At 36.6% G+C, this 22348-nt stretch carries 19 protein-coding genes and 1 tRNA gene; 4 read left to right on the forward strand and 16 right to left on the reverse strand.

What is annotated here, in order from left to right:
• Positions 1 to 227: 227 nt before the first annotated feature.
• The 10 genes from HMPREF9699_RS09825 to HMPREF9699_RS09870 all read right to left on the reverse strand — a co-directional run bounded on the left by HMPREF9699_RS09825 (position 228) and on the right by HMPREF9699_RS09870 (position 8718).
• Complete coding sequence (locus HMPREF9699_RS09825; RefSeq protein WP_002664450.1) at positions 228 to 1028, reverse strand: enoyl-CoA hydratase/isomerase family protein; 801 nt, start codon at positions 1026 to 1028, stop codon at positions 228 to 230.
• 73 nt (positions 1029 to 1101) lie between these two features.
• Positions 1102 to 1569, reverse strand: a complete 468-nt coding sequence (gene paaD, locus HMPREF9699_RS09830; RefSeq protein WP_002664451.1) for a 1,2-phenylacetyl-CoA epoxidase subunit PaaD — start codon at positions 1567 to 1569, stop codon at positions 1102 to 1104.
• 70 nt (positions 1570 to 1639) lie between these two features.
• The gene (gene paaC, locus HMPREF9699_RS09835) at positions 1640 to 2380 is read right to left on the reverse strand and encodes a 1,2-phenylacetyl-CoA epoxidase subunit PaaC (RefSeq protein ID WP_002664452.1); all 741 of its coding nucleotides are present in this window, start codon (positions 2378 to 2380) and stop codon (positions 1640 to 1642) included.
• Between the two features lie 20 nt (positions 2381 to 2400).
• On the reverse strand, positions 2401 to 2682 hold the full coding sequence (gene paaB, locus HMPREF9699_RS09840) for a 1,2-phenylacetyl-CoA epoxidase subunit PaaB (RefSeq protein ID WP_002664453.1): 282 nt from the start codon (positions 2680 to 2682) through the stop codon (positions 2401 to 2403).
• A gap of 18 nt (positions 2683 to 2700) precedes the next feature.
• The gene (paaA, locus tag HMPREF9699_RS09845; RefSeq protein ID WP_002664454.1) at positions 2701 to 3627 is read right to left on the reverse strand and encodes a 1,2-phenylacetyl-CoA epoxidase subunit PaaA; all 927 of its coding nucleotides are present in this window, start codon (positions 3625 to 3627) and stop codon (positions 2701 to 2703) included.
• A 501-nt stretch (positions 3628 to 4128) separates the two neighbouring features.
• A tRNA-Ser gene (locus HMPREF9699_RS09850) sits at positions 4129 to 4213 on the reverse strand.
• Between the two features lie 118 nt (positions 4214 to 4331).
• Positions 4332 to 5207, reverse strand: coding sequence for a GTPase Era (gene era / locus HMPREF9699_RS09855; protein ID WP_002664455.1), 876 nt, complete (start codon positions 5205 to 5207; stop codon positions 4332 to 4334).
• 54 nt (positions 5208 to 5261) lie between these two features.
• Entirely contained in the window at positions 5262 to 6260 is a 999-nt protein-coding gene (gene ribD / locus HMPREF9699_RS09860) for a bifunctional diaminohydroxyphosphoribosylaminopyrimidine deaminase/5-amino-6-(5-phosphoribosylamino)uracil reductase RibD (protein ID WP_034986247.1), read from the reverse strand.
• Positions 6261 to 6320: 60 nt separating this feature from the next.
• Positions 6321 to 8189, reverse strand: coding sequence for an ABC-F family ATP-binding cassette domain-containing protein (locus tag HMPREF9699_RS09865; protein ID WP_002664457.1), 1869 nt, complete (start codon positions 8187 to 8189; stop codon positions 6321 to 6323).
• A 43-nt stretch (positions 8190 to 8232) separates the two neighbouring features.
• Entirely contained in the window at positions 8233 to 8718 is a 486-nt protein-coding gene (locus HMPREF9699_RS09870) for a hypothetical protein (protein WP_002664458.1), read from the reverse strand.
• 214 nt (positions 8719 to 8932) lie between these two features.
• Here HMPREF9699_RS09870 and HMPREF9699_RS09875 point away from each other — a divergent pair, with 214 nt between their 5' ends.
• On the forward strand, positions 8933 to 10189 hold the full coding sequence (locus tag HMPREF9699_RS09875; protein ID WP_002664459.1) for a cation:proton antiporter: 1257 nt from the start codon (positions 8933 to 8935) through the stop codon (positions 10187 to 10189).
• Between the two features lie 45 nt (positions 10190 to 10234).
• Here HMPREF9699_RS09875 and HMPREF9699_RS09880 read toward each other — a convergent pair whose 3' ends face one another.
• The 5 genes from HMPREF9699_RS09880 to HMPREF9699_RS09900 form a co-directional block, all read right to left on the reverse strand.
• Positions 10235 to 10996, reverse strand: a complete 762-nt coding sequence (locus HMPREF9699_RS09880) for a TatD family hydrolase (RefSeq protein WP_002664460.1) — start codon at positions 10994 to 10996, stop codon at positions 10235 to 10237.
• The gene (locus HMPREF9699_RS09885) at positions 10993 to 11976 is read right to left on the reverse strand and encodes a GSCFA domain-containing protein (RefSeq protein WP_002664461.1); all 984 of its coding nucleotides are present in this window, start codon (positions 11974 to 11976) and stop codon (positions 10993 to 10995) included. Before HMPREF9699_RS09885 ends, HMPREF9699_RS09880 begins: the two co-directional genes overlap by 4 nt.
• Positions 11977 to 12066: 90 nt before the next feature.
• On the reverse strand, positions 12067 to 13038 hold the full coding sequence (locus HMPREF9699_RS09890; RefSeq protein WP_002664462.1) for a polyprenyl synthetase family protein: 972 nt from the start codon (positions 13036 to 13038) through the stop codon (positions 12067 to 12069).
• Between the two features lie 103 nt (positions 13039 to 13141).
• On the reverse strand, positions 13142 to 15205 hold the full coding sequence (locus tag HMPREF9699_RS09895) for a protein-disulfide reductase DsbD family protein (RefSeq protein WP_002664463.1): 2064 nt from the start codon (positions 15203 to 15205) through the stop codon (positions 13142 to 13144).
• An 86-nt stretch (positions 15206 to 15291) separates the two neighbouring features.
• Entirely contained in the window at positions 15292 to 15627 is a 336-nt protein-coding gene (locus HMPREF9699_RS09900) for a DUF3276 family protein (protein ID WP_002664464.1), read from the reverse strand.
• A 435-nt stretch (positions 15628 to 16062) separates the two neighbouring features.
• On the opposite strand from HMPREF9699_RS09900, the gene acs reads away from it, so the two are divergent.
• The 3 genes from acs to HMPREF9699_RS09915 all read left to right on the forward strand — a co-directional run bounded on the left by acs (position 16063) and on the right by HMPREF9699_RS09915 (position 20062).
• A complete protein-coding gene (gene acs / locus HMPREF9699_RS09905; RefSeq protein WP_002664465.1) occupies positions 16063 to 17970 on the forward strand; it encodes an acetate--CoA ligase in 1908 nt (635 codons plus the stop codon).
• A gap of 285 nt (positions 17971 to 18255) precedes the next feature.
• Complete coding sequence (locus HMPREF9699_RS09910; protein ID WP_002664466.1) at positions 18256 to 18894, forward strand: DUF47 domain-containing protein; 639 nt, start codon at positions 18256 to 18258, stop codon at positions 18892 to 18894.
• Between the two features lie 22 nt (positions 18895 to 18916).
• A complete protein-coding gene (locus HMPREF9699_RS09915; RefSeq protein WP_002664467.1) occupies positions 18917 to 20062 on the forward strand; it encodes an inorganic phosphate transporter in 1146 nt (381 codons plus the stop codon).
• A 300-nt stretch (positions 20063 to 20362) separates the two neighbouring features.
• Here HMPREF9699_RS09915 and HMPREF9699_RS09920 read toward each other — a convergent pair whose 3' ends face one another.
• On the reverse strand, positions 20363 to 22126 hold the full coding sequence (locus HMPREF9699_RS09920; protein WP_002664468.1) for an acyl-CoA dehydrogenase family protein: 1764 nt from the start codon (positions 22124 to 22126) through the stop codon (positions 20363 to 20365).
• Between the last annotated feature and the right edge of the window lie 222 nt (positions 22127 to 22348).

Here is a 22348-nt window from a genome sequence, read left to right on the forward strand (position 1 = left end):
GTGTTTACACAATCATTTGAATTGACCAAATTTTTGGCCCACTTTTTTTCAGTAATTTTATATGTATTGATTGTGTGTAACATAACGAGGCAAAGATAGATAAAGTTTTCTAATACACAAAAAGTTTTTTAAAAGTTGTACAAGACACAAATAAGATAAGATATTAGGGATTAGAAGCTAATGGCTAATGTTCTAAAAAGCCACCCTTTTAGGGTAGCTTTTTTTTATTATTTCCCTTTGTACTGAGGTTTTCTTTTTTCTAAAAAGGCAGAAACCCCTTCTTTAAAATCGTCGGTTCTAGAAGCTTTTTCTTGAAGTTCAGCCTCTAACCGAAGTTGTTTTTCTAAACTATTATCATAGGAATGTGCAAATGCCTTTTTAGTTAATTTCAATGCAGAAGTAGGCATATTCGCCATATTTTCTAAAATTTCCATAGACTTGGTAGTAAACTCATCCTCACTAAAGACCTCTGCTACTAAACCTAAGCGATAAGCATCATCGGCACACAGCTTTTTCCCTGTAAATGCTAAATACTGTGCCATCTGTCTTCCTACCAATTTAGGTAAAAAGTAAGTCCCTCCAGTATCTGGAATGAGACCAATATTAGAAAAAGCCTGTGAGAAATAAGCTTTCTCTGATGCCAAAACAAAATCACAAATGAGTGCAAGCATCGCTCCTGCCCCTACCGCAGGGCCATTGACCAGGGCTATTACTGGTTTTTTACAATGCGTAATCTCCATGACCAAAGGATTATAATAATCTTTTACAATTTTGTAAATCAGATTTTCGTTTTGTTGGGACTCTCCCTGCACAAAAGCATCACTCAGATTTTGCCCTGAGCAGAACGCTTTTCCTCTACCAGAAATGGCTACACAGCGAATTTCATCATCATTGTTCACACGATGAAAAAAATCTTTTAGCTCTGCCAAAGCTGGTTTCGTGAGTGCGTTATAAGTAGCCGGATTATTAAGATATACTACTTGTAATTTGCCATCAAAATGGCTTTCTATTTCAAACTGATTATACATTTTTTTTGTTGAAAAGTTTAAGAATTAAGGGTTGAACGCTAAAAGTCAATATGAGTAGCTATACGCCAACTATCTAATGACATTTAAAATAATCAAAAGGCTCTAAGCAACTATTGCACTGATAGCTGGCTTTACACAGTGTAGAACCAAATCTAGAAATCTGCTGGGTATCTTCACTGCCACATCTTGGGCATTTTTTGGGTACCGAAAGATGATGCTCATCTGCTCCTTTTTCAGGTGGAGCTATGCCATATTTTCTAAGTTTCTCTCTTGCTTCATCAGTAATCCAGTCGGTAGTCCAAACGGGAAACATCTGTGTTTCTACCTCTGCTATCAAATCATTTTTCTGAAACAGAGTGATGATATCCTCCTCTATATTGAACATCGCAGGACACGCCGAATAAGTAGGAGTAATCACCACCTTTGCCTTCCGCTCATCAAGCATTTTAGCCTCCCTTACAATCCCCAGTTCCACAATGTCTATCACGGGAATTTCAGGATCAGGAATAGTCTTGAGAAGTTGAATTAAATCTACACTCATTTTTTATAATGATATCGTTCGTACATAAAATGATGACTAAACACGCTTTCTCAAAAATGGGAGAAAACACTTACCAAGTACAGTCAGGATAAGTTCTCTGCATGTATTGCAGTTCACAAAGAATATACCCAAAGTACTCTGTATGAATTCCTTTTCTACTTCCTCTTTGCATGAAAACACTCTCAGGATACTCTAATCCAAAATGGGCAAAATCTTCTTTCACCTTAGCTGTCCAAGCTGCATGCAATTGCTTAGCACTAGGAATGAGGTTAAGAGCCACAAGATTTTCTTCACCTTCTACTTCATCAAATAATCCACCTGTATATTCCCATATAGCATCTATTGCCTCTAAAAGTCTTTGTTTACTTTCATCGGTTCCATTGGCAAAAATTCGCATCCAAGTTTCGGTATGAGTATAGTGGTATTTTACTTCTTTGAGAGATTTTACACCGATTGCCTTTAAATCTTCATCTTCTGAATGACTCAGAGCTTCGTAAAGAAATAGCTGATAAGTAGCAAAAAAATAAGCCTTTAAAATCGTCTGAGCATAATCTCCATTGGGCATTTCTACCAGCTGAGCATTAAGGTATTCTTTCTCTACTCTTTTCATGGCAAAATCATCAATGCTCCTCCCATCAGCGAAATGTTTCACCGCGAGGTTATAGAGGTTATTCGCCTGCCCAAGCTGATCCAAAGCAATATTAATCAATGCGATATCTTCCTCTAGATAAGGTCCTTTACCACACCATTCCGCTAATCTTTGCCCCATGATAAGGCTATCATCTGCCAGTTTTAATATATAATTTTTCATTGTTCCACTCACACTTAGGATTACATATTTTTTACATCATTCGGAATCTGATAGAAAGTAGGATGCCTATAGAGTTTATCATTAGCAGGATCAAAAAATGCTTCTTTATCCATACCCTCACTCGTCACCACGAATTTACTAGGAATCACCCATATAGAAGTCCCTTCTCCTCTTCTGGTATATACATCTCTGGCATTTTGGAGTGCCATTTCCGCTGTAGCGGCTTGTACTGTTCCTGCGTGCTTGTGGGAAAGCCCTGGTTTGGTCTGGATGAATACTTCCCACATATCTAAATTACTCATTTCTCTTATCGTTTATTGTTATTTTTGTTTTTGAGCGTATGCTAATGCGGCTTCTTTTACCCAAGCATTTTCTCGCTGTGCTTTTCTTTTGGTTTCTAATCTTTTTTTGTTACAAGGTCCGTTTCCTTGAAGTACTTCGTAAAACTCCTCCCATGGCAAATCTGAAAACTCATAGTGTCCTGTTTCCTCGTTGAACTTCAAGTTTTCATCAGGCACTTTAAGTCCTAAAAACTCCGCTTGTGGTACGGTAACATCTACGAAACGCTGTCTAAGTGAATCATTAGACTCTCTTTTCACACGATAGTTCATGGATTTTTGCGAGTTCGGAGAGGCATCATCATTCGGCCCGAACATCATGAGTGCTGGCCACCAAAATCTATTCAGTGCATCTTGGGCAAGCTGTTTCTGCTCCTTAGTACCACGGCAAAGGGTCATTAGGATTTCATAGCCTTGTCTTTGGTGGAAAGATTCTTCCTTACAAATTCTTACCATCGCTCTAGAATAAGGACCGTAAGAATTCCCCATAAGCATCACTTGGTTCATAATGGCCGCACCATCTACTAGCCAACCAATGGCTCCGATGTCTGCCCAGCTGAGTGCGGGATAATTAAATATACTAGAATATTTCGCCTTTCCAGCAAGCATATCATTGTAGGTAGCATCTCTATCTGCATGCAGGGTACCATCATTAAGTGTTTCCGTAGCTGCATAGAGGTAAAGCCCATGCCCAGCCTCATCTTGAATTTTTGCCAAAAGAGCCATTTTCCTTCTCAAAGAAGGAGCTCTGGTAATCCAGTTGGCCTCTGGAAGCATCCCTACTACCTCAGAGTGTGCATGTTGGGAAATCTGACGAACTAATAATTTTCTATAATCTTCAGGCATCATATCTTTAGGCTCCACCTTATTTTCTGCCTGTACATATTCTAAAAATTTTTCTTGATTCATTTTTATTGGGTTAGTGGTCTTTTACTTGGTATCGAGAAAAAACATAAATAAACTTATTCAAAGCAAACAAAAGTGAACTATACTTAGAGGTTAAGTTTTAAAAACTCTTTTCTAATCCTTTGCCTGTCATTAAACATTTGGTTGAAATCTTCAAATGGTATAATAGACATCAAAGCCTATGAAGACATTAAAGTATTCAACTCTTTAAAAACTTGTCAAAGACAAAGATATGAAAAATTATCAAGTTTACGCAGAAATAGGTATTTATAAAACAAAATTAAACCTCACTCTTATCAATAATCGATCAAAAAAACAATTGATTTTAAGAAAATTAACAACAATAGAACTATTGATTCTTGGTATATGCTTAAAAAAAACAAGCATATTACTTGGAAAATTTCATCGTTTGTTTTGAAAACACGGCAATTTATTCCAATTTTTTGTTCATTTTCCAAAACAAATAAAAAATCCCTGTAAGTTAATTACTTACAGGGATTTTTGCGGAGAGAGAGGGATTCGAACCCCCGGACCTGTTACAGTCAACGGTTTTCAAGACCGCCGCATTCGACCACTCTGCCATCTCTCCAAGAGATTATCTCTCGTTTTCAGTGGTGCAAATATAAGACTTTTTTCTCAATTAAAAATATTTTTGAATATTTTTTTCTAAAAAAATATATACTATATTGATTATCAATAATAAAAAATCATCTATACCCAAAGTTTTTAAGGTCTCTCTCATTTTTTCTCCAGTCTTTTTTTACCTTGACGAAGAGGTTTAAGTGAATTTTTTTACCGAAAAATTGTTCTAAATCGAGTCTCGCCTGCGTTCCTACTTTTTTTATTGCCTCTCCTTTATGACCTATGAGAATGCCTTTCTGCGTTTCTCTTTCTACATAAATAACTGTATCAATGAAAATAATTCCTTCATTTTCTTTAAACTGTTCGGTAACCACTTCTACAGAATAGGGAATTTCTTTTTCATAATTAAGTAAAATCTTTTCACGGATGGCTTCATTTACAAAAAATCTTTCTGATTTATCTGTAAATTGGTCTTTATCATAGTAAGGGGGATTTTCTGGAAGCAAAGATTTCAGCTTGGGTAAAATATATTCTGTATTAAAGCCTTCTAATGCCGAAATAGGTAGAATTTCTGCCTTAGGAATTCGCTTATGCCATTCATCAATCATTGTATTAAGATGCTCCTGATTAGAACGGTCTATTTTATTGAGCAAAATAAGTACAGGTACAGGAATTTTATTGAGTTTATCTATCAAAAATTCAGATGGTTCACTTTTATCCGTACTGTCCACAATGAACAAGAAAACATCTGCATCTTGCAAAGAATCTTTTACAAAATCCATCATTTTTTCTTGTAATTCATATTTCGGTTCTAAAACACCAGGAGTATCTGAAAATACGATTTGTAAATCGTCTTCATTATAAATACCAAAAATTCTATGTCTAGTGGTCTGAGCTTTTTGGGTAACAATGGCGAGTTTTTCTCCCATCAAACGGTTGAGCAAAGTAGATTTTCCCGCATTAGGCTTCCCTACAATGTTTACAAATCCTGCTTTGTGCATATTCATTATTTTTCGGCACAAAGATAAGGATTCCGTTTGGGTTTCAAGTAGAAATCAATGCTGATAAAACAGCACTTCATTATCCCTAAACGCTTTTTTAGCCACTGGAGTGCCTTCTATTTTCGGAGCGTAAGTTCCCTTTTCCAAATTCAAATGGTGATTTTTTATCACGATAGCTTCATCCCAAAAACCTTGGGCAATACAAGCCGTGAGCAACTGATTTCCACCTTCTATCAATACAGACTGAATTTCAAGTGAGCACAATTGTTCAAAAACTTCTTGTAAATTTTTTATATTTTGAACCTGAACGAAACGAATATTACCTCGTACCTCATCTTTTACTTCATTGATAATCATCGTTTCTGCTTCATCATTCATAATAGTGTAATGACTAGGAATCTCTAGCTTTCTATCTAAAATAATGCGTGTAGGATTTCTTCCGCTCACCGCTCGGGTAGTCAGCGAGGGGTTATCATTCAAAGCGGTATTTTTACCCACCATAATGGCATGTTCATGACTCCTCAGTGTATGGACAAATTGTTTCACCAAGCCATTACTTATGGCAAAAGGTTTTCCATTTTTATCTATGAATCCATCTGCAGATTGGGCCCATTTAAGTATGATATATGGTCGTTTTTTTTCATGATAGGTAAAGAATCTCTTATTCAGTTCTTGGCAACTTTCATTGAAGTGAGATTCATGAACCGTAATCCCTTTTTCTTCTAGCATTTTAATCCCTTTCCCATTAACTTTCTGATGAATATCCCTAGTACCTATGGTAACTTCGGGAATTTTTTTATCCATAATCAATACGGCACAAGGAGGCGTTTTCCCAAAATGAGCACAAGGTTCTAGAGTAACGAAGATATGCGACTGTGGAAGTACATTTTGAACGGCAGAACGGATGGCAAAAACTTCTGCATGAGGCTGCCCTGCCTTGGGATGAAAGCCCTCCCCGATGCACTGGTTTTCAAACATCACCACACTTCCCACCATCGGATTAGGATAAGTTTTTCCGAGGGCTAATTGTGCTAAACCAATGCTACGGCACATGGCGGTATTTTCTATTATAGAATTTTTCACCGAAAATGATTTTTAATTTACTCTCTCTTTCTATGAACTTTTCTCCTGTAGTTCTAGCCAACGCATTTCCATTTCCTCTAAATCATTGGAAATATGCTCCAATTGCGTAGAGAGTGCGGCTATTTTTTCATATTCCGTTTCATTATTAAGCAAACCAAGAATATCTGCTCTCTCTTTTTCTTTCAATGGAATTTCTTTATCCAGCTTGTCCAGTTCCCTTTGTTCGTTATAGCTGAGTTTCTTTTTAGCGGTCTTGGGTTTTTCCGTTTTCTCTTCCACCGCTACAGGTTTCTCATGATTAGCCAGTTCTGCTTTTCTTCTTTCTCGGTATTCAGTAAATGAACCCACAAAATTCCGAATTTTACCTTCTCCCTCAAATGCCAAAACATGATCTACTATTTTATCCATGAAATACCTGTCATGAGAGACGATGAGTACTGTACCTTGAAAATTTTGTAAAAAATTTTCTAAAACGGTAAGTGTAGGTAAATCCAAATCATTAGTAGGCTCATCAAAAATCAATACATTCGGGTTTTCATACAAAACTTTCATCAGATGAAGCCTTCTTTTTTCGCCCCCCGAAAGTTTGGCTATCGGTGAATATTGTGCTTGGTCATCAAACAAAAAGAGCCTTAAAAACTGAGAGGCAGTAATAGTTTTACCATTTGCTAAAGGAAAATGCTCAGAAATTTCCTTAATACTATCTATTACTCTTTCATCTTCTTTAAAGAAAATGCCTTTTTGAGAGAAATAACCAAAATGAATGGTTTCCCCTGTATCTATTTTACCTGCATCAGGTTTTTCTAATCCTTGGATAATATTGAGGAGGGTAGATTTTCCTGCACCATTTTTCCCGATGATGCCTACTTTTTCGCCTCGCTGAAATTGGTAAGAAAAATCTTTAATGAGTACTTTTTCACCATAGCTTTTGGAGATACCTTCCAGCTCCAAAATCTTTTTTCCTAGTCTTTTCATTTCAAAATCTAAGACTAAATCTTGTTTTCGGGTATCTGTTTTTGCTATTTTCTCGGTTTGGTAGAAAGCATCTATACGGCTTTTAGATTTTGTAGTTCGGGCTTTGGGCTGTCTCCTCATCCACTCTAGTTCCTTTCTGTAGAGATTATTGGCTTTATCTATTGTAGCATGGAGATTTTCCTCTCTTATCATTTTATTTTCCAGATAAGTAGCGTAAGCACCATGATGAATATAGAGCTGCTCATCTTCCATTTCCCAAATCATATCACATACCGAATCTAAGAAATACCTATCGTGGGTAACGAGGAGCAGAGTAATTTTTTGCTTACTCAGATAATTTTCCAGCCATTCTACCATTTCCACATCCAGATGGTTAGTAGGTTCATCCATAATGAGCAGGGTATGCGTATGCTGTACTCGGGTTTCTGTAAGGAGTTTTGCCAAAGCTACTCGTTTAATTTGCCCTCCCGAGAGCTCTCCCATTTTTTGGTTCAGATGTTCGATTTTTAGCTGAGAAAGAATCTGTTTCATCTCATTCTCTAAATCCCAAGCATGGTGTATTTCCATTTCTGCCAATGCTTTTTCCATCTCCTCTGCATCTTGAGATACTAATGCTTTATGGTAATTTTTAAGAGCGAGGATAGGAGCAGAATCTAAGGACATCATAAATTCCTCTATGCTGCTATTTTCATCAAAATCTATTTCCTGATCAAAAAGAACTACTTGTATATCCTTATGAATGGTGATGGTTCCACTATCTGCAATTTCTTTACCTGTAAGAATTTTGAGAAGTGTAGATTTGCCACTGCCATTTTTTGCTACAATAGCAATTTTATCTCCCTCATTAATATGAAAAGAAATGTTTGAAAATAATTTTTTTACACCGTATGCTTTGGAAAGATTTTCTGCGGAAATGTAATTCATATACCGTTAAGAGATTGAGTGTCTGTTTTAGTTAAATTAAGAATTATTGCACTTCTACTCTTCCATGAATATTTCCCGCAAGCATAGGACCATTTTCAGTTTGCATCACAAAGCTTACCTTATATTTACCATCGGTAAGTTTTTTCACAGAACATTGACCAATGGACAAATTACTATAGTACTGCGTGCTATTTCCTCTTTTTACAAAGTAAAAGCTGTCCGTAATACTCATTTGTCTGGTATTATTGAGGATATTATAGTCCCCATCAATATTCGTGTAGTTGTACGGATGTGAAAGCACTATTTTCACTTCTCTCTCGGCATCTTCATCTTTAATGTAAAAATGAAAAGCATGGATGTTATCATCCGTAGAATTTTGTGCTTTTGCAGAAGTGAGCTTAGCTGAAACAATGGACATGCCCACGCCATCTATTTTAATCTTTCCCAGCTCAGGAGTTTCGTCTTTTTTACATTGAACCACGAGCAATGCTGTGAATACGAGTGCCAAAAATGAATAAATGTGTTTCATAGATTTAATTTGTCCAAACTTACGAAATTTCTAGAAATTGAACCCACATAAAAATATAGAATTTACGCGATGCGTATATAGCTTTAAGCTCAATAGAATGAATGAGCGATAGATCATTTTGGCATTCTCATCTAAGAACAAATTATTTCCTATTATCCTTATTTTTCCTTATTTTCGCGAAAATCAAAATTTTCACACTCGTTTTCAGAAATTTATGGAGTTATATTATACTTTTTCTATCCTCATTGTATTAGCAGCAGTATTTTCATTCCTCAATATTCGGTTTTTAAAGCTTCCTGATACCATAGGAATTATGCTTATTGCGGTATTAGTATCTTTAGGAATTCGTTTCTTCGGAAACACCTATTTTCCAGAAACCACAAGAGAGTTTTTTGACCTCATCAAAGATTTTGATTTCACAGAGGTACTTATGGGGGCTATGCTGAATTTTCTACTCTTCGCAGGGGCTTTGCATATTAATTTCTCTGACCTCAAAGAGCACAAATGGTCTATCCTTACCTACGCATCTATATCGGTAGTACTTTCCGCTTTCATTGTTGCAGGATTACTTTTTTATTCGGCTCCTTTACTAGGAGTTCATATTCCTTTTATCTACTGTTTACTTTTCGGTACGCTCATTTCCCCTACAGACCCCATTGTAGTACTGGGCATTCTGAAAGAAGCGAAAGTTCCTAAAATGATAGAAACAAAAATTACGGGCGAATCTCTTTTTAATGATGGTGTGGCGGTAGTAATGTTTGCCGTGGTACTCAAAATGGCAACGGATACACATTTTGATGCTTCATTTTTTTCCGTTTCTAAATTATTTCTCTTAGAAGCAGGAGGAGGAATTCTTCTAGGGACAACGCTAGGGTTTCTAGCCAGCAACATCATGAAGAAAACAGATGATTATAATTTTTCAGTACTCATCACTTTAGCCATTGTGATGGGCGGTTTTTTATTGGCAAAACAATTGCATTTTTCTTCTCCTTTGGCCATGGTTATTTCTGGACTTATCATCGGAAATTATGGCAAAAAAGTAGCAATGACGGAAACTACGAGGGATTATCTGAGTAAATTCTGGGAACTCATTGATGAAATACTCAATGCGATACTCTTCCTTTTTATCGGTTTTGAACTGCTCATGCTCCCTGATTTACAAAAGCAGTTGTTACTGGGAGGGGTAGCTATTTTCATTTGCCTCATTGCAAGGAGCCTGGCAATAAAACTTCCTGCCCGTACTATTTTAAGAAAAAATACCTATTCTAATGGGGCTCTTATTACCATGATTTGGGGCGGTGTACGCGGTGGCGTTTCCATTGCTTTAGTCATGAGTATTCCCAATAGTGCAGGAGAAATTAAAGATGTACTCTTAGAAATCACCTATATCGTAGTACTTTTTTCCATTGTAGTACAAGGGCTTACCGTGGGAAATGTAGCAAAAAAAGTACTAAAAAACGAAGTGGAATAGAAATCACTGAACTATTCCACGCATTTTATACAAAACATATTTCCCTTACCTGAATACCCTCTTGGCATTAGCTGATGTTTGGGCGATGATTTCCTCTAATGGTTTTTGATAAAGCGTAGCGAGTTTTTCGGCAACGAGTTTTATAAAAGCACTCTCATTTCTCTTTCCTCTATGAGGAACGGGAGCAAGATAAGGAGCATCTGTTTCTAATACGATATGCTCCAAAGGAATTTGGGCAATAAATTGGTCTATTTTCCCATTTTTAAAGGTAACTACTCCACCGATACCCAATAGAAAATTAAGCTCTACCACCCGCTCTGCCTGTTCTTTATTCCCTGAGAAGCAATGAAAAATCCCTCTGAGTCTAGGATGTTTTTTAGCATTTAAAATCGCCAGCGTTTCCTCTGTACTTTCTCGGCTGTGGATGACTATAGGAATATCTTTCTCTATTGCCCAATCAATTTGCTGTTCAAATGCTTCTTTCTGAATACCAAAAGTGCTTTTATCCCAATACAAATCAATGCCGATTTCTCCAATGGCACAGAAAGTTCTTTCATCTAAATATTTTTTAACAATAGCCAATTCATGATGATAATCTTCAGCACGAACATCGCAAGGATGAAGCCCCATCATAGCGTGCATATATTCAGGATATTCTGCCTCCAAAGCAAGCATTTTTTCATGATGAGAAGCATCTATTGCAGGAAGATAAAATCGTTCTACACCTGCATCTAAAGCTCTCTTTATCATCTCTTTTCTATCTTCATCAAACTGTTCTGAATAGAGATGAGTATGGGTATCTATCATAATAAATAAGGGAGTTTTTGGAGTTCTTCGGAAAAAATAGTGTGCTGTACCTTTGCCTGTTGTGCTTTTATTCTTTCCTTTAATTTCCGCTGAAAATTAATATAATCTATGCTTTTTTCATCCAAAGGCTGGTGTGCCAATCCTTGCTGAATTTTCATATTTTCATCCATAAAATCCAATGCGGAAGGTGAAAAAAACGCTTGGCTAAATTTCTCAAAAATATATTGAAACGCTTGTTCCGAAGGGTGTATCATGTCTTCTTTATAAAATCTATAATCCCTAAGGTCATCCATCATCAGTTCATAAATAGGGAGATAATGCACAGTATCATATTGTTCTACCACATCATGAAGAGCGGAAATGAGTCTGGATTTACTTCGCTGATTTTCTACCATTCCTTCCCGAGTATGCCGAACGGGTGAAACGGTAAAATACACCGCCACCTCATCAGTACATATATTTTTTATAGAAGTGATAATTCTTTCTATACTTTCACGAATTTGCTGTTCTGTGAGCAATTGTTTTTCAAAGAATTTATTTGGAATTTTATGGCAATTGGCCACCCATTTATCTTTAGGCAAAAAACGATGTACAAAACTGGTTCCCAAAGTAATAAAAACAAACTGTGTTTTTTGAAGAAAAAAATGTGCTGCTTTCAGGGATTCATTAATTCTTTTTAATACATCTTCTACGAAAATCCCATCAAACTCGGTATGATGGTCTAAAGAGATTATTTTCCCTTTGTATTCTAATAAATCACTTTCAGAGTAACTCTGATTTTTTTCCATTCTTTCTATGGCTTCAGCGATGGAAAAGGGGTTAAACATCGTACCATAGGGATTGGACAAGATTTGGAATTGTGATTTTTTAAAAACATAAGCCAATTCATCTGCAAAGCAAGACCCCATACTCAATATAGCACTATTGGGCTGAATTTTCACGGATTGCTCCGAAATAAAAACTTCTGTTCTAAATTTCATTTTTTTATGTTTAATAATAGGCAATAAGCAGGAAGCAATAGGCAGGAGGCTTTTAACCTCATCATTTCTTAACTTTCTAACACCTAACCTCTAACTTTCTCTCCTCAAAAGATAATTTGCCAGCTCTATAAAAGGTCTCTTTTTTTCTTCAGGTGCATTAATCTGCATCAGGTAGTTATGAGCTATTTCATTATGCTTTTCTATCAACCTTAGCGTCTTTTCATCCGCTTTTGTCTTTCGGAAGATTTTTTCTACTCCATACACTTTATCCACATTATCGGTTTTTTTAGCATACCAAAAATCCAATTCTTTTCGCTCTTCTTCATTGGCATTTTCTCTTGCTAAAAGGTAAAGCACTGTTTTTTTATTTTCGTAAATATCCCCCGCTTGTTTTTTTCCGAATTGCTCCATATCTCCGAATACATCTAAATAATCATCTTTAATTTGGAAAGCGATGCCTAAATGTTTTCCGAAATTGAAAATGGCTTTTGCATCTTTAAAATCTGCTCCCGCAATTAAAGCCCCTATCTCAAAGGAACTGGCAGCAAGCACTCCCGTTTTATAAGTAATCATTCGGATATAGTCTTGGAAGGTAACTTTCTCTTGCGTTTCAAAATTAATATCATACTGCTGTCCCTCACAAAGCAAAAGCCCTGTATGGGTAAATACACGGATGCACGCCTTAAAAATATGAGGTTCTAAATCTTCAAAAAACTTATACGCCTTAAGCAAAAGACCATCTCCTGAAAGAATCCCCGTATTAATACCATGCAGCGTATGTACCGTAGGCTTTCCTCTTCTGAGAGGAGCCTCATCCATAATATCATCATGAATCAATGTAAAATTATGGAAAAACTCTATTGCCAAAGCTGGTTTAATACATTTCTGGATATCCCCTCCAAAAAGTTCGCATGCCATAAGCACCATAATAGGTCTGAGCCTTTTTCCTGCGTTAGAAATAATATAATTCATCGGAGCATAGAGCTCTTCTGGCTTATCTTTAAACTGATAACGCGTTATTGCTTTTGATATTATATCTTGATAATGATGTAGAAGTTCCATCGTTTGTTTCTTTTGAATTCTTTTTTAGAAATATATTATAGATTATTTCTTTGATATTTTCATTCGTTCCTAGTCTATAAAGAGCTATACGAATGAATAGAAACTATCTATTCTTCTTATAATACGCTATTCCGCATTCTAAGAATTTTTTGAAGTCCTCTTTTGGCATATAGCCAGATACAGGGTGATTAATCAATCTTCCGTCTGGCATAAGGAGTACATAATGCGGCTGAGAATTATTATTAAAATTCAACTGCTGGAACATGCTCCATTTATCCCCAATGGTTTTTATTTTTTTCATCTGTCCCCCCCCCATATCTATACTCGTTTGTTCATTTTCAGGGAGTTTTTCTTTATCATCTACATAGAGGGAAGCCAGTACCACATCTTGCTGAAGAATAGGTAATATATCAGGCTCTGACCATACAAACTCCTCCATTTTTCTACAGTTTTCACAGCCGTATCCAGTAAAATCTATGAGTACAGGTTTGTTTTGTTCTTTACTTATTTCTAAAGCTTTAAAGAAGTCGTGTTCCATTTTTATTCCCATGAAATCATCTCCTTCTTTATGGAAATAGCTCACATTAGCAGGAGGTAAAATTCCTGAAAGCAACTGTAATTTAGGTTTATCAGAAGGGATAAGCCCTTGTACCAAATACACGATGAAGCCTATACCAAGGAAGCCAATCACTTTTCTAGTAGTAGAAATTTTTGCTTTTTTATCATCATGTGGAAAACGAATCACCCCGAACAGATAGAGTACCAATCCTATTGTGATGAGTATCCAAAGTGCAATAAATAACTCTCTTTTGAGCAAGAAGGTTTTGGTTACTAAGTCGGCTTTTGATAAAAATTTCAATGCCAATGCCAGTTCCACAAAGCCAAGGAATACCTTTACAGTATTCATCCATCCACCTGATTTGGGTAAACTTTGTAGTGCCTGTGGGAAGAGTGCTAATAGTCCAAAAACAATGGCCCACGAAAGCCCGAATCCTGCCAAGGCAAAAGTAAGCAGCATAGGCACATCTGTAGAACCTGTTACGGCACTTCCTAATAGCGTCCCCAATATAGGCCCTGTACAAGAGAAAGATACAATGACAAGGGTGAGTGCCATAAAGAAAATCCCAATGACTCCTCCTGCTTCTTCTGCTTTAGAAGATTTATTTGCGATGGCACTTGGTAAGGTAATATCATAGTAACCAAAGAAACTCCCTGCAAAGAAGAGGAAAATAAGGAAAAAGGCGATATTGAGCGTTACCGAAGTAGAAATTTCATTAAAAATATTTCCTGCAATACCATCAATGAGGTGGAAAGGTACGGAAAGTAAGATGAAGATAACTAAGATAAAAAATCCGTATAATAGTGCTTGAGAACGCCCTTTCGCTTTATCTCTTGAACCTTTGGTAAAGAAAGACACCGTAAGGGGAATCATTGGGAAAACACATGGCGTAAGGAGTGCCACCAAACCACCAATGAATCCAAGGAAGAGATACATCCATAGCCCACTTTCTTCCGTTTTCTTTTCCCCACAATCGGTTAAAGGGTTTTGAATGTCTATCGTACTAAATTTAAGTCCTTGTGGGGCAGTAACATGAGCTTCTGCTGGGGTTTCATTTACCATTGGCACAGCTGCAATGGCAGAGTCCGTTTTCACTTCCTTTGTGGGTATAACTTCCTCGTCAGTAGTTACGGAAGTTTCCACTTTCTTACCTTCTACTGTTTTTTGAAATTCTAAAGTAACAGGTGCCAAACATACTTTATCATCGCAAGTCTGATAAGTGATTTCAGCAGTAACTGTGGCTTTAGCCTCTGGCTTTTTGAGTTTAAATTTTTGTTTAAAAAGAACAGAATTACTGTAATAAACAATTTGAGCTCCGAAGGCTTCGGAAAATTCGCTGTGTTTTTTTCCTACTTCTACTACTTTCCCTACCAAGGTAATACCCTCTTTAGAAGAGAGAAGCATCTCAGTAGGAATACCGCTATCTTCGGGTAAATCTTGAGAATAAATATGCCACCCTTTTTCCAGCTTAGCACTCAATACCGCTTCATAAGTAGTATCATCTATAGCATTAATAGCATAGGTAAACTTTACAGGATCTTTGATTTGAGCGAAAAATAATTGTACTATAAAGATAAATAGCGTACTCCAGAAAAATCTTTTTTTCATATGCTTCATAGATTGAAAAAAAGCATACCGATAAGCTATCAGGATGCTTTTGTGTTTTTTAATGAAAATAAAATTAAATTTATTACTTAAATTTCCTCCTCTGATTCAATGGTGAAATTTCTCGATTTAAAATTTTTATCATGCTTCTCAGAAATTACATCCTCTCCTTTTTCTGTAAGGATAAACTCACATGATTCTCCTAGCATTTCTTGGAAAGCCTTAAAATCTTCCTTGTAGAGATAGATTTTATGCTTTTCAAAAGTAGCCTCTCCATTATCATGCAAAGTTTTTTTACTTTCAGTAATGGTAAGGTAATAATCTCCCGCTTTGGTTTCACGGACATCAAAAAAGTAAGTTCTTCTACCAGCTTTTAGTACTCTGGTAAAAATTTCATTCTCGTGGCGTTCTTTGTAGTCACTCATCATAATTGTTTTGAAATCTTTCCCAACAAAATTAATAGAAAAATTGGAATCACAAAATTTTTTTTCAAAAAATATTCATTTTTATTTGAAAAAGAGTAATTGACGAGCGTAATATAAGAGCAAACTTAAGCTTTTTTATTGATTTTATGCTTTGACAATCAGTAAGAAATGTTTTAAATACAAGACCACGCAAAAGATTTGTTTTTTTAAGTTCAAAAGAAATATATTTGAAAGCAATTAATAATAACGGAAAGTTACTTTTATAAGTTGAATCTAGGTCATATAGATCGATAAATATTCATGTTTTGAAATTTTTGTGGTAATTCATCTTGTTTTTACCGAAGAAATCTATCATGCGGATTCATGTTTTTTTTCACGACTTTGATTTTATGAAAAGAAAAAATTTGTAACTTCCCCAAAGAAAAAATTAAACAGATGAGAAAATACCAAATTCAAGATCTTCCAGATTATTTTAAACAATATAAGAAATCCATAAAGAATCCCAAGAAATTTTGGGATAAAATAGCCGATGAAAATTTCGTTTGGTATCAAAGGTGGAGTAAAGTAGTGGATTTTGATATGGAAAATGCACATATCAAATGGTTTAAAAATGCAAAACTGAATATCACTAAAAACTGTTTAGATAGACACCTCAATGAGAGAGGAGAAAAGACAGCAATTATCTGGGAACCGAATAATCCTAATGAACAAGCACAATACATCAGTTATAGGGAACTTCATTCTAGAGTATGTAAAATGGCCAATGTTCTCACCGAAATGGGAGTGCAAAAAGGAGATAGAGTATGTATTTACCTTCCAATGATTCCAGAAATAGCGGTAGCAATGTTGGCTTGTGCAAAGATGGGAGCAGTGCATTCCGTTATTTTTGCAGGTTTTTCTGCTTCTGCGGTATCCTCGCGGGTAAATGATTGCGGAGCAAAAGTCATTATCACTTCTGATGGAAGCTATAGAGGAAACAAATCTATAGACCTAAAAAGTATCATAGATGAAGCAGTGGAAGCGTGTCTTTCTGTAAAAAAAGTTTTAGTAGTAAAAAGAACGGGACATGAAGTAACCATGAAAGAGGGGAGAGATTTTTGGTTGGCAGAATATTTAGACAAGGCATCAAATGACTTCGTTACTAAAATAATGGATGCCGAGGATCCGCTTTTCATTCTCTACACTTCGGGGTCCACGGGAAAACCTAAAGGAATGCTACATACTACAGCGGGGTATATGGTTTATACGGGCTATACTTTTCAAAATGTTTTTGACTACAGGGAGAATGATGTGCATTGGTGCTCAGCAGATGTGGGCTGGATTACAGGACATTCTTATATTATCTATGGACCTCTCATTAATGGAGCTACCACGGTAATTTTTGAGGGGGTACCTACCTATCCTGAGCCTGATCGTTTTTGGGAAATCATAGAGAAACATAAAGTAACACAATTTTATACCGCACCTACAGCCATTCGTTCTTTGGCAAAGGAATCCATTGAATGGGTAGAAAAACATGATCTATCTAGCCTTAGGGTTATTGGCTCTGTAGGAGAACCTATCAATGACGAAGCATGGCATTGGTTTAACACCCATATTGGGAAGAAAAAATGCCCTATTTTGGATACTTGGTGGCAAACGGAAACGGGAGGTATCATGATTTCGCCCATTCCTTTTGTTACCCCTACCAAGCCTACCTATGCTACGCTGCCATTGCCAGGAATTCAGCCCGTTTTAATGGATGAGAAAAGAAATGAGATTTCAGGAAATCAAGTAGATGGTAATTTGTGCATTCGTTTTCCATGGCCGGGAATTGCAAGGACGATATGGGGAGACCATGAGCGGTATAGAGCAACCTATTTTTCGGCATTTCCAGGAAAATATTTTACGGGAGATGGGGCATTAAGAGATGAAACAGGTTACTATAGAATCACAGGAAGAGTAGATGATGTGATCATAGTTTCGGGGCACAATCTAGGTACTGCACCTATAGAAGATAGCGTAAATCTACATCCTGCGGTGGCAGAATCTGCTATTGTAGGCTATCCACATGATATTAAAGGAAATGCATTGTATGGTTTTGTGATGCTAAAAGAAGTGGGAGAAAGTAGAGATAGAGAAAACCTAAGAAAGGAAATTAATCAAGTAATTGCTGAGGGGGTAGGTCCTATAGCGAAGCTAGATAAAATCCAGTTTGTAAGTAGCCTTCCTAAAACCCGTTCTGGGAAAATTATGCGTAGGATATTGAGAAAAATAGCGGAAGGAGATTTTTCTAATTTTGGAGATACCTCTACACTTATTAATCCTGAAATCATTAACGAAATCCAAGAAGGTAGAATATAATTTTTTAGAGACGCAATTTTTTTAGGCGTCTCTGTTTTTTTCATCAATCTCCTCTAATTCTTTAAATAAATTGCTCATATATACTTACCTTTGTGTAATTTTGGTTTATACATAGATACGCTTAAAGATTCAAAACCTCTTCATTCTCCGCCTTTTTTATTTTTTGAAGTAGTATTTGTAAAAACTATAAATTTCAAAAACATGACGAATGTTAATAAAAATTAATATATAATTAACGGTAATTATTTGGATATTTGCCACAAGAAAATTAAGAATAAAATTAACATGGGAATTGGAAACATTTTTAAAGCATTTCAACCGAAAGACAAGGTCTTTTTTGTGTTGTTTGAAAAAATGGCGAATACGCTAGTAGAGATGTCAGAAGCTTTCTACGAAGGTATCAAAGATTTTGACATGAATGATGATATGCTCCTAAAAAAAATAGGAGAATATGAGCATGTCAATGATGATACCACGCATCAAATTTATGTAGAACTAGGGAAAAACTTCATCACTCCTTTTGATAGAGAAGATATTCACTCTCTAGCAACGAGCTTAGATGATATTGCAGATTATATCTATGCTTCTACTAAATACATTTTCTTGTATAAAAGCCCAGAAACAGCGGCTTATCAGGAATTTGCACTTCTTATCCATAAAGCGTGTGTAGAGATTCAAAAGGCCATTGATAATCTTAAAGATTTTAAAGATTTAGCTGCAGTAAAAGAATCTTGTATTAAGATTAATAGTATAGAGAATATCGCAGATGATGTTCAAAGCGAGGCACTTATCAAACTGTTTGAAACCAATGATCCGATTAATATTATCAAGGTAAAACAAGTGCTTAATTATCTAGAAGAGGTAACCGATAAGGCAGAAGATGTGGCCAATGTTTTAGATAGTATCATTATTAAATACGCTTAGAGTAGAACCAATTTTTTTGTGTATGGAATTTCCTATACTTCTTATCGCCATCATTACTTTGGCGTTGATTTTTGATTATATCAATGGATTTCATGATGCTGCCAATTCTATTGCCACCATCGTATCTACTAAAGTACTTACCCCTTTTCAGGCGGTACTTTGGGCGGCCGTTTGGAATTTTGCGGCGTTTTTCATTGCGGCATACATCATCGGTGAATTTAAAATAGGTAACACCATTGCCAAGACTGTAAATGAAAACTTTATTAATTTAGAAGTGATATTTGCGGGATTAGTAGCGGCTATTGCTTGGAATCTGCTTACTTGGTGGTTTGGTATCCCTTCTTCCTCTTCGCATACGCTCATCGGAGGTTTTTTAGGGGCTGCTCTCATGCATGCCCTGATGCAGGATTATCACCATATCGCGGTAACGCAGCCTGATTTATCCATGTTTGAAAAGCTAAAACTGGCATTTCAGATGCTTTTTACACAAGATGTAGTGAAATACAGCAAAGTAATTCCTATCTTCTTATTCATTTTTTTAGCACCGGTAATAGGTATGATTGCTTCGGTAATCATTACGCTTATCATTGTCAATATTTGCCGAAAATCCAATCCTCATAAAGCGGAATCGGCATTTAAGAAAATGCAGCTTTTTTCTTCAGCACTTTTCAGTCTTGGGCATGGTCTTAATGATGCTCAAAAGGTAATGGGAATCATTGGTGCAGCCGTAATTTACTATCATGTGAATATGATAGGAGGGAATGACCCTTATGCACTTCTTCCGCATGCTGAAAGATTTGATTTCTTTACCCAAGATTATATTTGGGTACCTTTGGTGTCATTTATTGCCATTGGTTTAGGAACCATGAGTGGTGGATGGAAAATAGTGAAAACCATGGGGACTAAAATTACTAAAGTAACATCTCTAGAAGGCGTAAGTGCCGAAACAGCAGGAGCCATGACGCTTTTCCTTACGGATCATTTTGGTATTCCAGTTTCTACCACGCATACCATTACGGGATCTATCATCGGGGTAGGGCTTACCAAGAGAATATCTGCCGTAAGGTGGGGAATCACTGTAAGCCTACTTTGGGCATGGGTGCTTACCATTCCTATTTCCGCTATAGTGGCAGCACTCTGTTACTTGGGAGTTACTTATTTTGGATAAGGAAAAGAGAATCCAAGATATTAAAAAATTAATCAAAAATAAAATAGGGTTTTCACTTGATAAACCCTATTTTTATATTTAAATTTTCACTTTTTGTTGAGGAAAATCTTCCAATCGGTCAAGGAGTAATTTTTCTAAAGAGAGTCCTTAGGCAGAACCTCATTAATTCACCGGATTTGAGATAAAATAAGCAAGAAAAAAACATTAGAACTTCTCGGCAGGAAAAATCATATTTTTAGTTTTCAAGGAAAAAAGCGAAATAAAAAAAGCTGTCCTAAAACCATGGGACAGCCTCTTTTTTTATCCAATCTTGGCACTTGCTATTTTTTCCGTGAGTGCTACAATATTCGGATAGTTGGTGTATTTAGTAAATCTTCTTACTCCAGAAAGCATCATACGCTGTTCATCTCCTTCCGCAAAAGAGATAATTCCCTCCTTGGCAGCTACAATGATTTTTTCTACCGCATGATAAAGATTCAGCCTTGCCATAGCCGCCTCTACGCTATCGGTATCAAAATGCTTTTCAGCTCTAAGTATTGCTGATTCTGCCATGTAAATCTGATTCAGAATTTCAGAAGCATTCAGAAGCAGGTGCTGCTGCTTTTCTATATCCATCATATACTTTTGTAATGCTGCTCCTGACACCATGAGAAAAACTTTTTTCAGATTGGCAATAATGGCTTTTTCTTCGCTCATATATTCAGAGTAGTCTGGTACTTCAAAGGACGGTATGCTCATGAGTTCTTTGCCTACTTCCATCGCTGGAGAAATTAAATCCAGATGCCCCTTCATAGCCCTTTTGATAAGCATTCCCACGGCGAGCAATCTGTTAATTTCATTAGTACCTTCATAGATTCTTGAAATTCTAGAGTCTCTCCATGCCGCTTCCATAGGAGCATCTTCAGAGAAGCCCATTCCTCCATAAATCTGGATACCTTCATCAGCGATGTGCTGAGTAGCATCAGATACGAATACTTTAAGGATAGAGCATTCTACTGCGAACTCTTCCACACCTTTAAGTTCTGCCTGCTGATGCGTCATTCCCTCCTCTATGAATTGAGCAATTTTATCTTCAATATTTTTTGCTGCACGGTAAGTTCCTGATTCGCTCACGAAATGAAGTGTTGCCATCTCTGCCACTTTCTTACGAATAGCACCGAAAGTAGAGATACTCACCCCAAATTGTTTTCTTTCATTGGAGTACTGAATTGCCTGTTGGATAATTCTTCTTTGCCCATCTAAGGAAGCCGCTGCCAGCTTTATTCTACCTACATTGAGAGCGTTAAGGGCGATTTTAAACCCATTATTTCTCTCTCCCAGAAGGTTTTCTACAGGGATTTTCATATCATTAAAAAACACCTGACGGGTAGATGATGCTCTGATGCCAAGTTTATGCTCCTCTTCGCCCAAACTTAAGCTTTCAAGCTGCTCTAATTCGGAACGATTCACAACAAAACCTGTAAGGTTCTTATCATCATCTATTTTGGCAAAAAAAGTAAAAGTATCTGCAAAACCTGCGTTAGAAATCCACATTTTCTGTCCGTTAATGATATAATGTTTTCCGTCCTCTGATAATCTGGCTTTCGTTTTTCCGCTATTGGCATCAGACCCTGCATCGGGCTCTGTAAGACAATAGGCACCGAATTTAGTTCCTGCAGCCAAATGAGGGAGGTATTTTTGTTTTTGCTCTTCTGTACCGTAAAACAAAATAGGCAAAGTACCTATCCCTGTATGTGCACCATAGGCAGTGGCCAGTGAACCATTGGCACCAGAAGTAGCATCACATGCGAGCATAGTACTCACAAAGCCCATTCCCAAACCACCATACTCCTGAGGCACAGCGATGCCAAGCAATCCCAGTTCACCGAGTTCCTTCATACATTCTTCAGTAAAGGCATAGTCTTTCTTTTCGAATCTTTCGTTATTGGGTACCACTTTTTTATCGATAAACTCCTTTGCAGAGTCGCGAAGCATTTTTTGTTCCTCTGTAAGTTCTTCTAATGAAAAAACATACTTTGCTTCTATTGGTTTAATGAGGAATTCTCCTCCTTTTAGTGTATTCATAAGTTTATTTTTTTAACAATTTTTAAGCAGTAAGCAGTAAGCTTTAGGCTCTTTTAGGAAAATCTCCGTCAGAAGTCTTTGTACTTTATACTTTGTCCATTGTACTTAAATCTCCGTCAAGTCCGAGCAAAATCTCCGTAAGCCTCGAAGAAAATTTCCGTAAGCCTCGCGTGAAATCTCCGTAAGCCTCGCGTGAAATCTCCGTAAGCCTCGCGTGAAATT

The sequence above is a fragment of the Bergeyella zoohelcum ATCC 43767 genome (assembly GCF_000301075.1).
Lineage (GTDB): Bacteria > Bacteroidota > Bacteroidia > Flavobacteriales > Weeksellaceae > Bergeyella > Bergeyella zoohelcum.

Bases quoted from the DNA above. Each gene is read 5' to 3' on its own strand.
- HMPREF9699_RS09910 (WP_002664466.1), top strand. From the start codon at position 18,256: ATGGGAATTGGAAACATTTTTAAAGCATTTCAACCGAAAGACAAGGTC.
- paaB (WP_002664453.1), bottom strand. From the start codon at position 2,682: ATGAGTAATTTAGATATGTGGGAAGTATTCATCCAGACCAAACCAGGG.
- era (WP_002664455.1), bottom strand. From the start codon at position 5,207: ATGCACAAAGCAGGATTTGTAAACATTGTAGGGAAGCCTAATGCGGGA.
- HMPREF9699_RS09825 (WP_002664450.1), bottom strand. From the start codon at position 1,028: ATGTATAATCAGTTTGAAATAGAAAGCCATTTTGATGGCAAATTACAA.
- HMPREF9699_RS09920 (WP_002664468.1), bottom strand. From the start codon at position 22,126: ATGAATACACTAAAAGGAGGAGAATTCCTCATTAAACCAATAGAAGCA.
- paaD (WP_002664451.1), bottom strand. From the start codon at position 1,569: ATGAGTGTAGATTTAATTCAACTTCTCAAGACTATTCCTGATCCTGAA.
- paaC (WP_002664452.1), bottom strand. From the start codon at position 2,380: ATGAAAAATTATATATTAAAACTGGCAGATGATAGCCTTATCATGGGG.
- HMPREF9699_RS09890 (WP_002664462.1), bottom strand. From the start codon at position 13,038: ATGGAACTTCTACATCATTATCAAGATATAATATCAAAAGCAATAACG.
- HMPREF9699_RS09880 (WP_002664460.1), bottom strand. From the start codon at position 10,996: ATGATAGATACCCATACTCATCTCTATTCAGAACAGTTTGATGAAGAT.
- HMPREF9699_RS09885 (WP_002664461.1), bottom strand. From the start codon at position 11,976: ATGAAATTTAGAACAGAAGTTTTTATTTCGGAGCAATCCGTGAAAATT.
- HMPREF9699_RS09900 (WP_002664464.1), bottom strand. From the start codon at position 15,627: ATGAGTGACTACAAAGAACGCCACGAGAATGAAATTTTTACCAGAGTA.
- paaA (WP_002664454.1), bottom strand. From the start codon at position 3,627: ATGAATCAAGAAAAATTTTTAGAATATGTACAGGCAGAAAATAAGGTG.
- ribD (WP_034986247.1), bottom strand. From the start codon at position 6,260: ATGTGCCGTAGCATTGGTTTAGCACAATTAGCCCTCGGAAAAACTTAT.
- HMPREF9699_RS09915 (WP_002664467.1), top strand. From the start codon at position 18,917: ATGGAATTTCCTATACTTCTTATCGCCATCATTACTTTGGCGTTGATT.
- acs (WP_002664465.1), top strand. From the start codon at position 16,063: ATGAGAAAATACCAAATTCAAGATCTTCCAGATTATTTTAAACAATAT.
- HMPREF9699_RS09895 (WP_002664463.1), bottom strand. From the start codon at position 15,205: ATGAAAAAAAGATTTTTCTGGAGTACGCTATTTATCTTTATAGTACAA.
- HMPREF9699_RS09875 (WP_002664459.1), top strand. From the start codon at position 8,933: ATGGAGTTATATTATACTTTTTCTATCCTCATTGTATTAGCAGCAGTA.
- HMPREF9699_RS09870 (WP_002664458.1), bottom strand. From the start codon at position 8,718: ATGAAACACATTTATTCATTTTTGGCACTCGTATTCACAGCATTGCTC.
- HMPREF9699_RS09865 (WP_002664457.1), bottom strand. From the start codon at position 8,189: ATGAATTACATTTCCGCAGAAAATCTTTCCAAAGCATACGGTGTAAAA.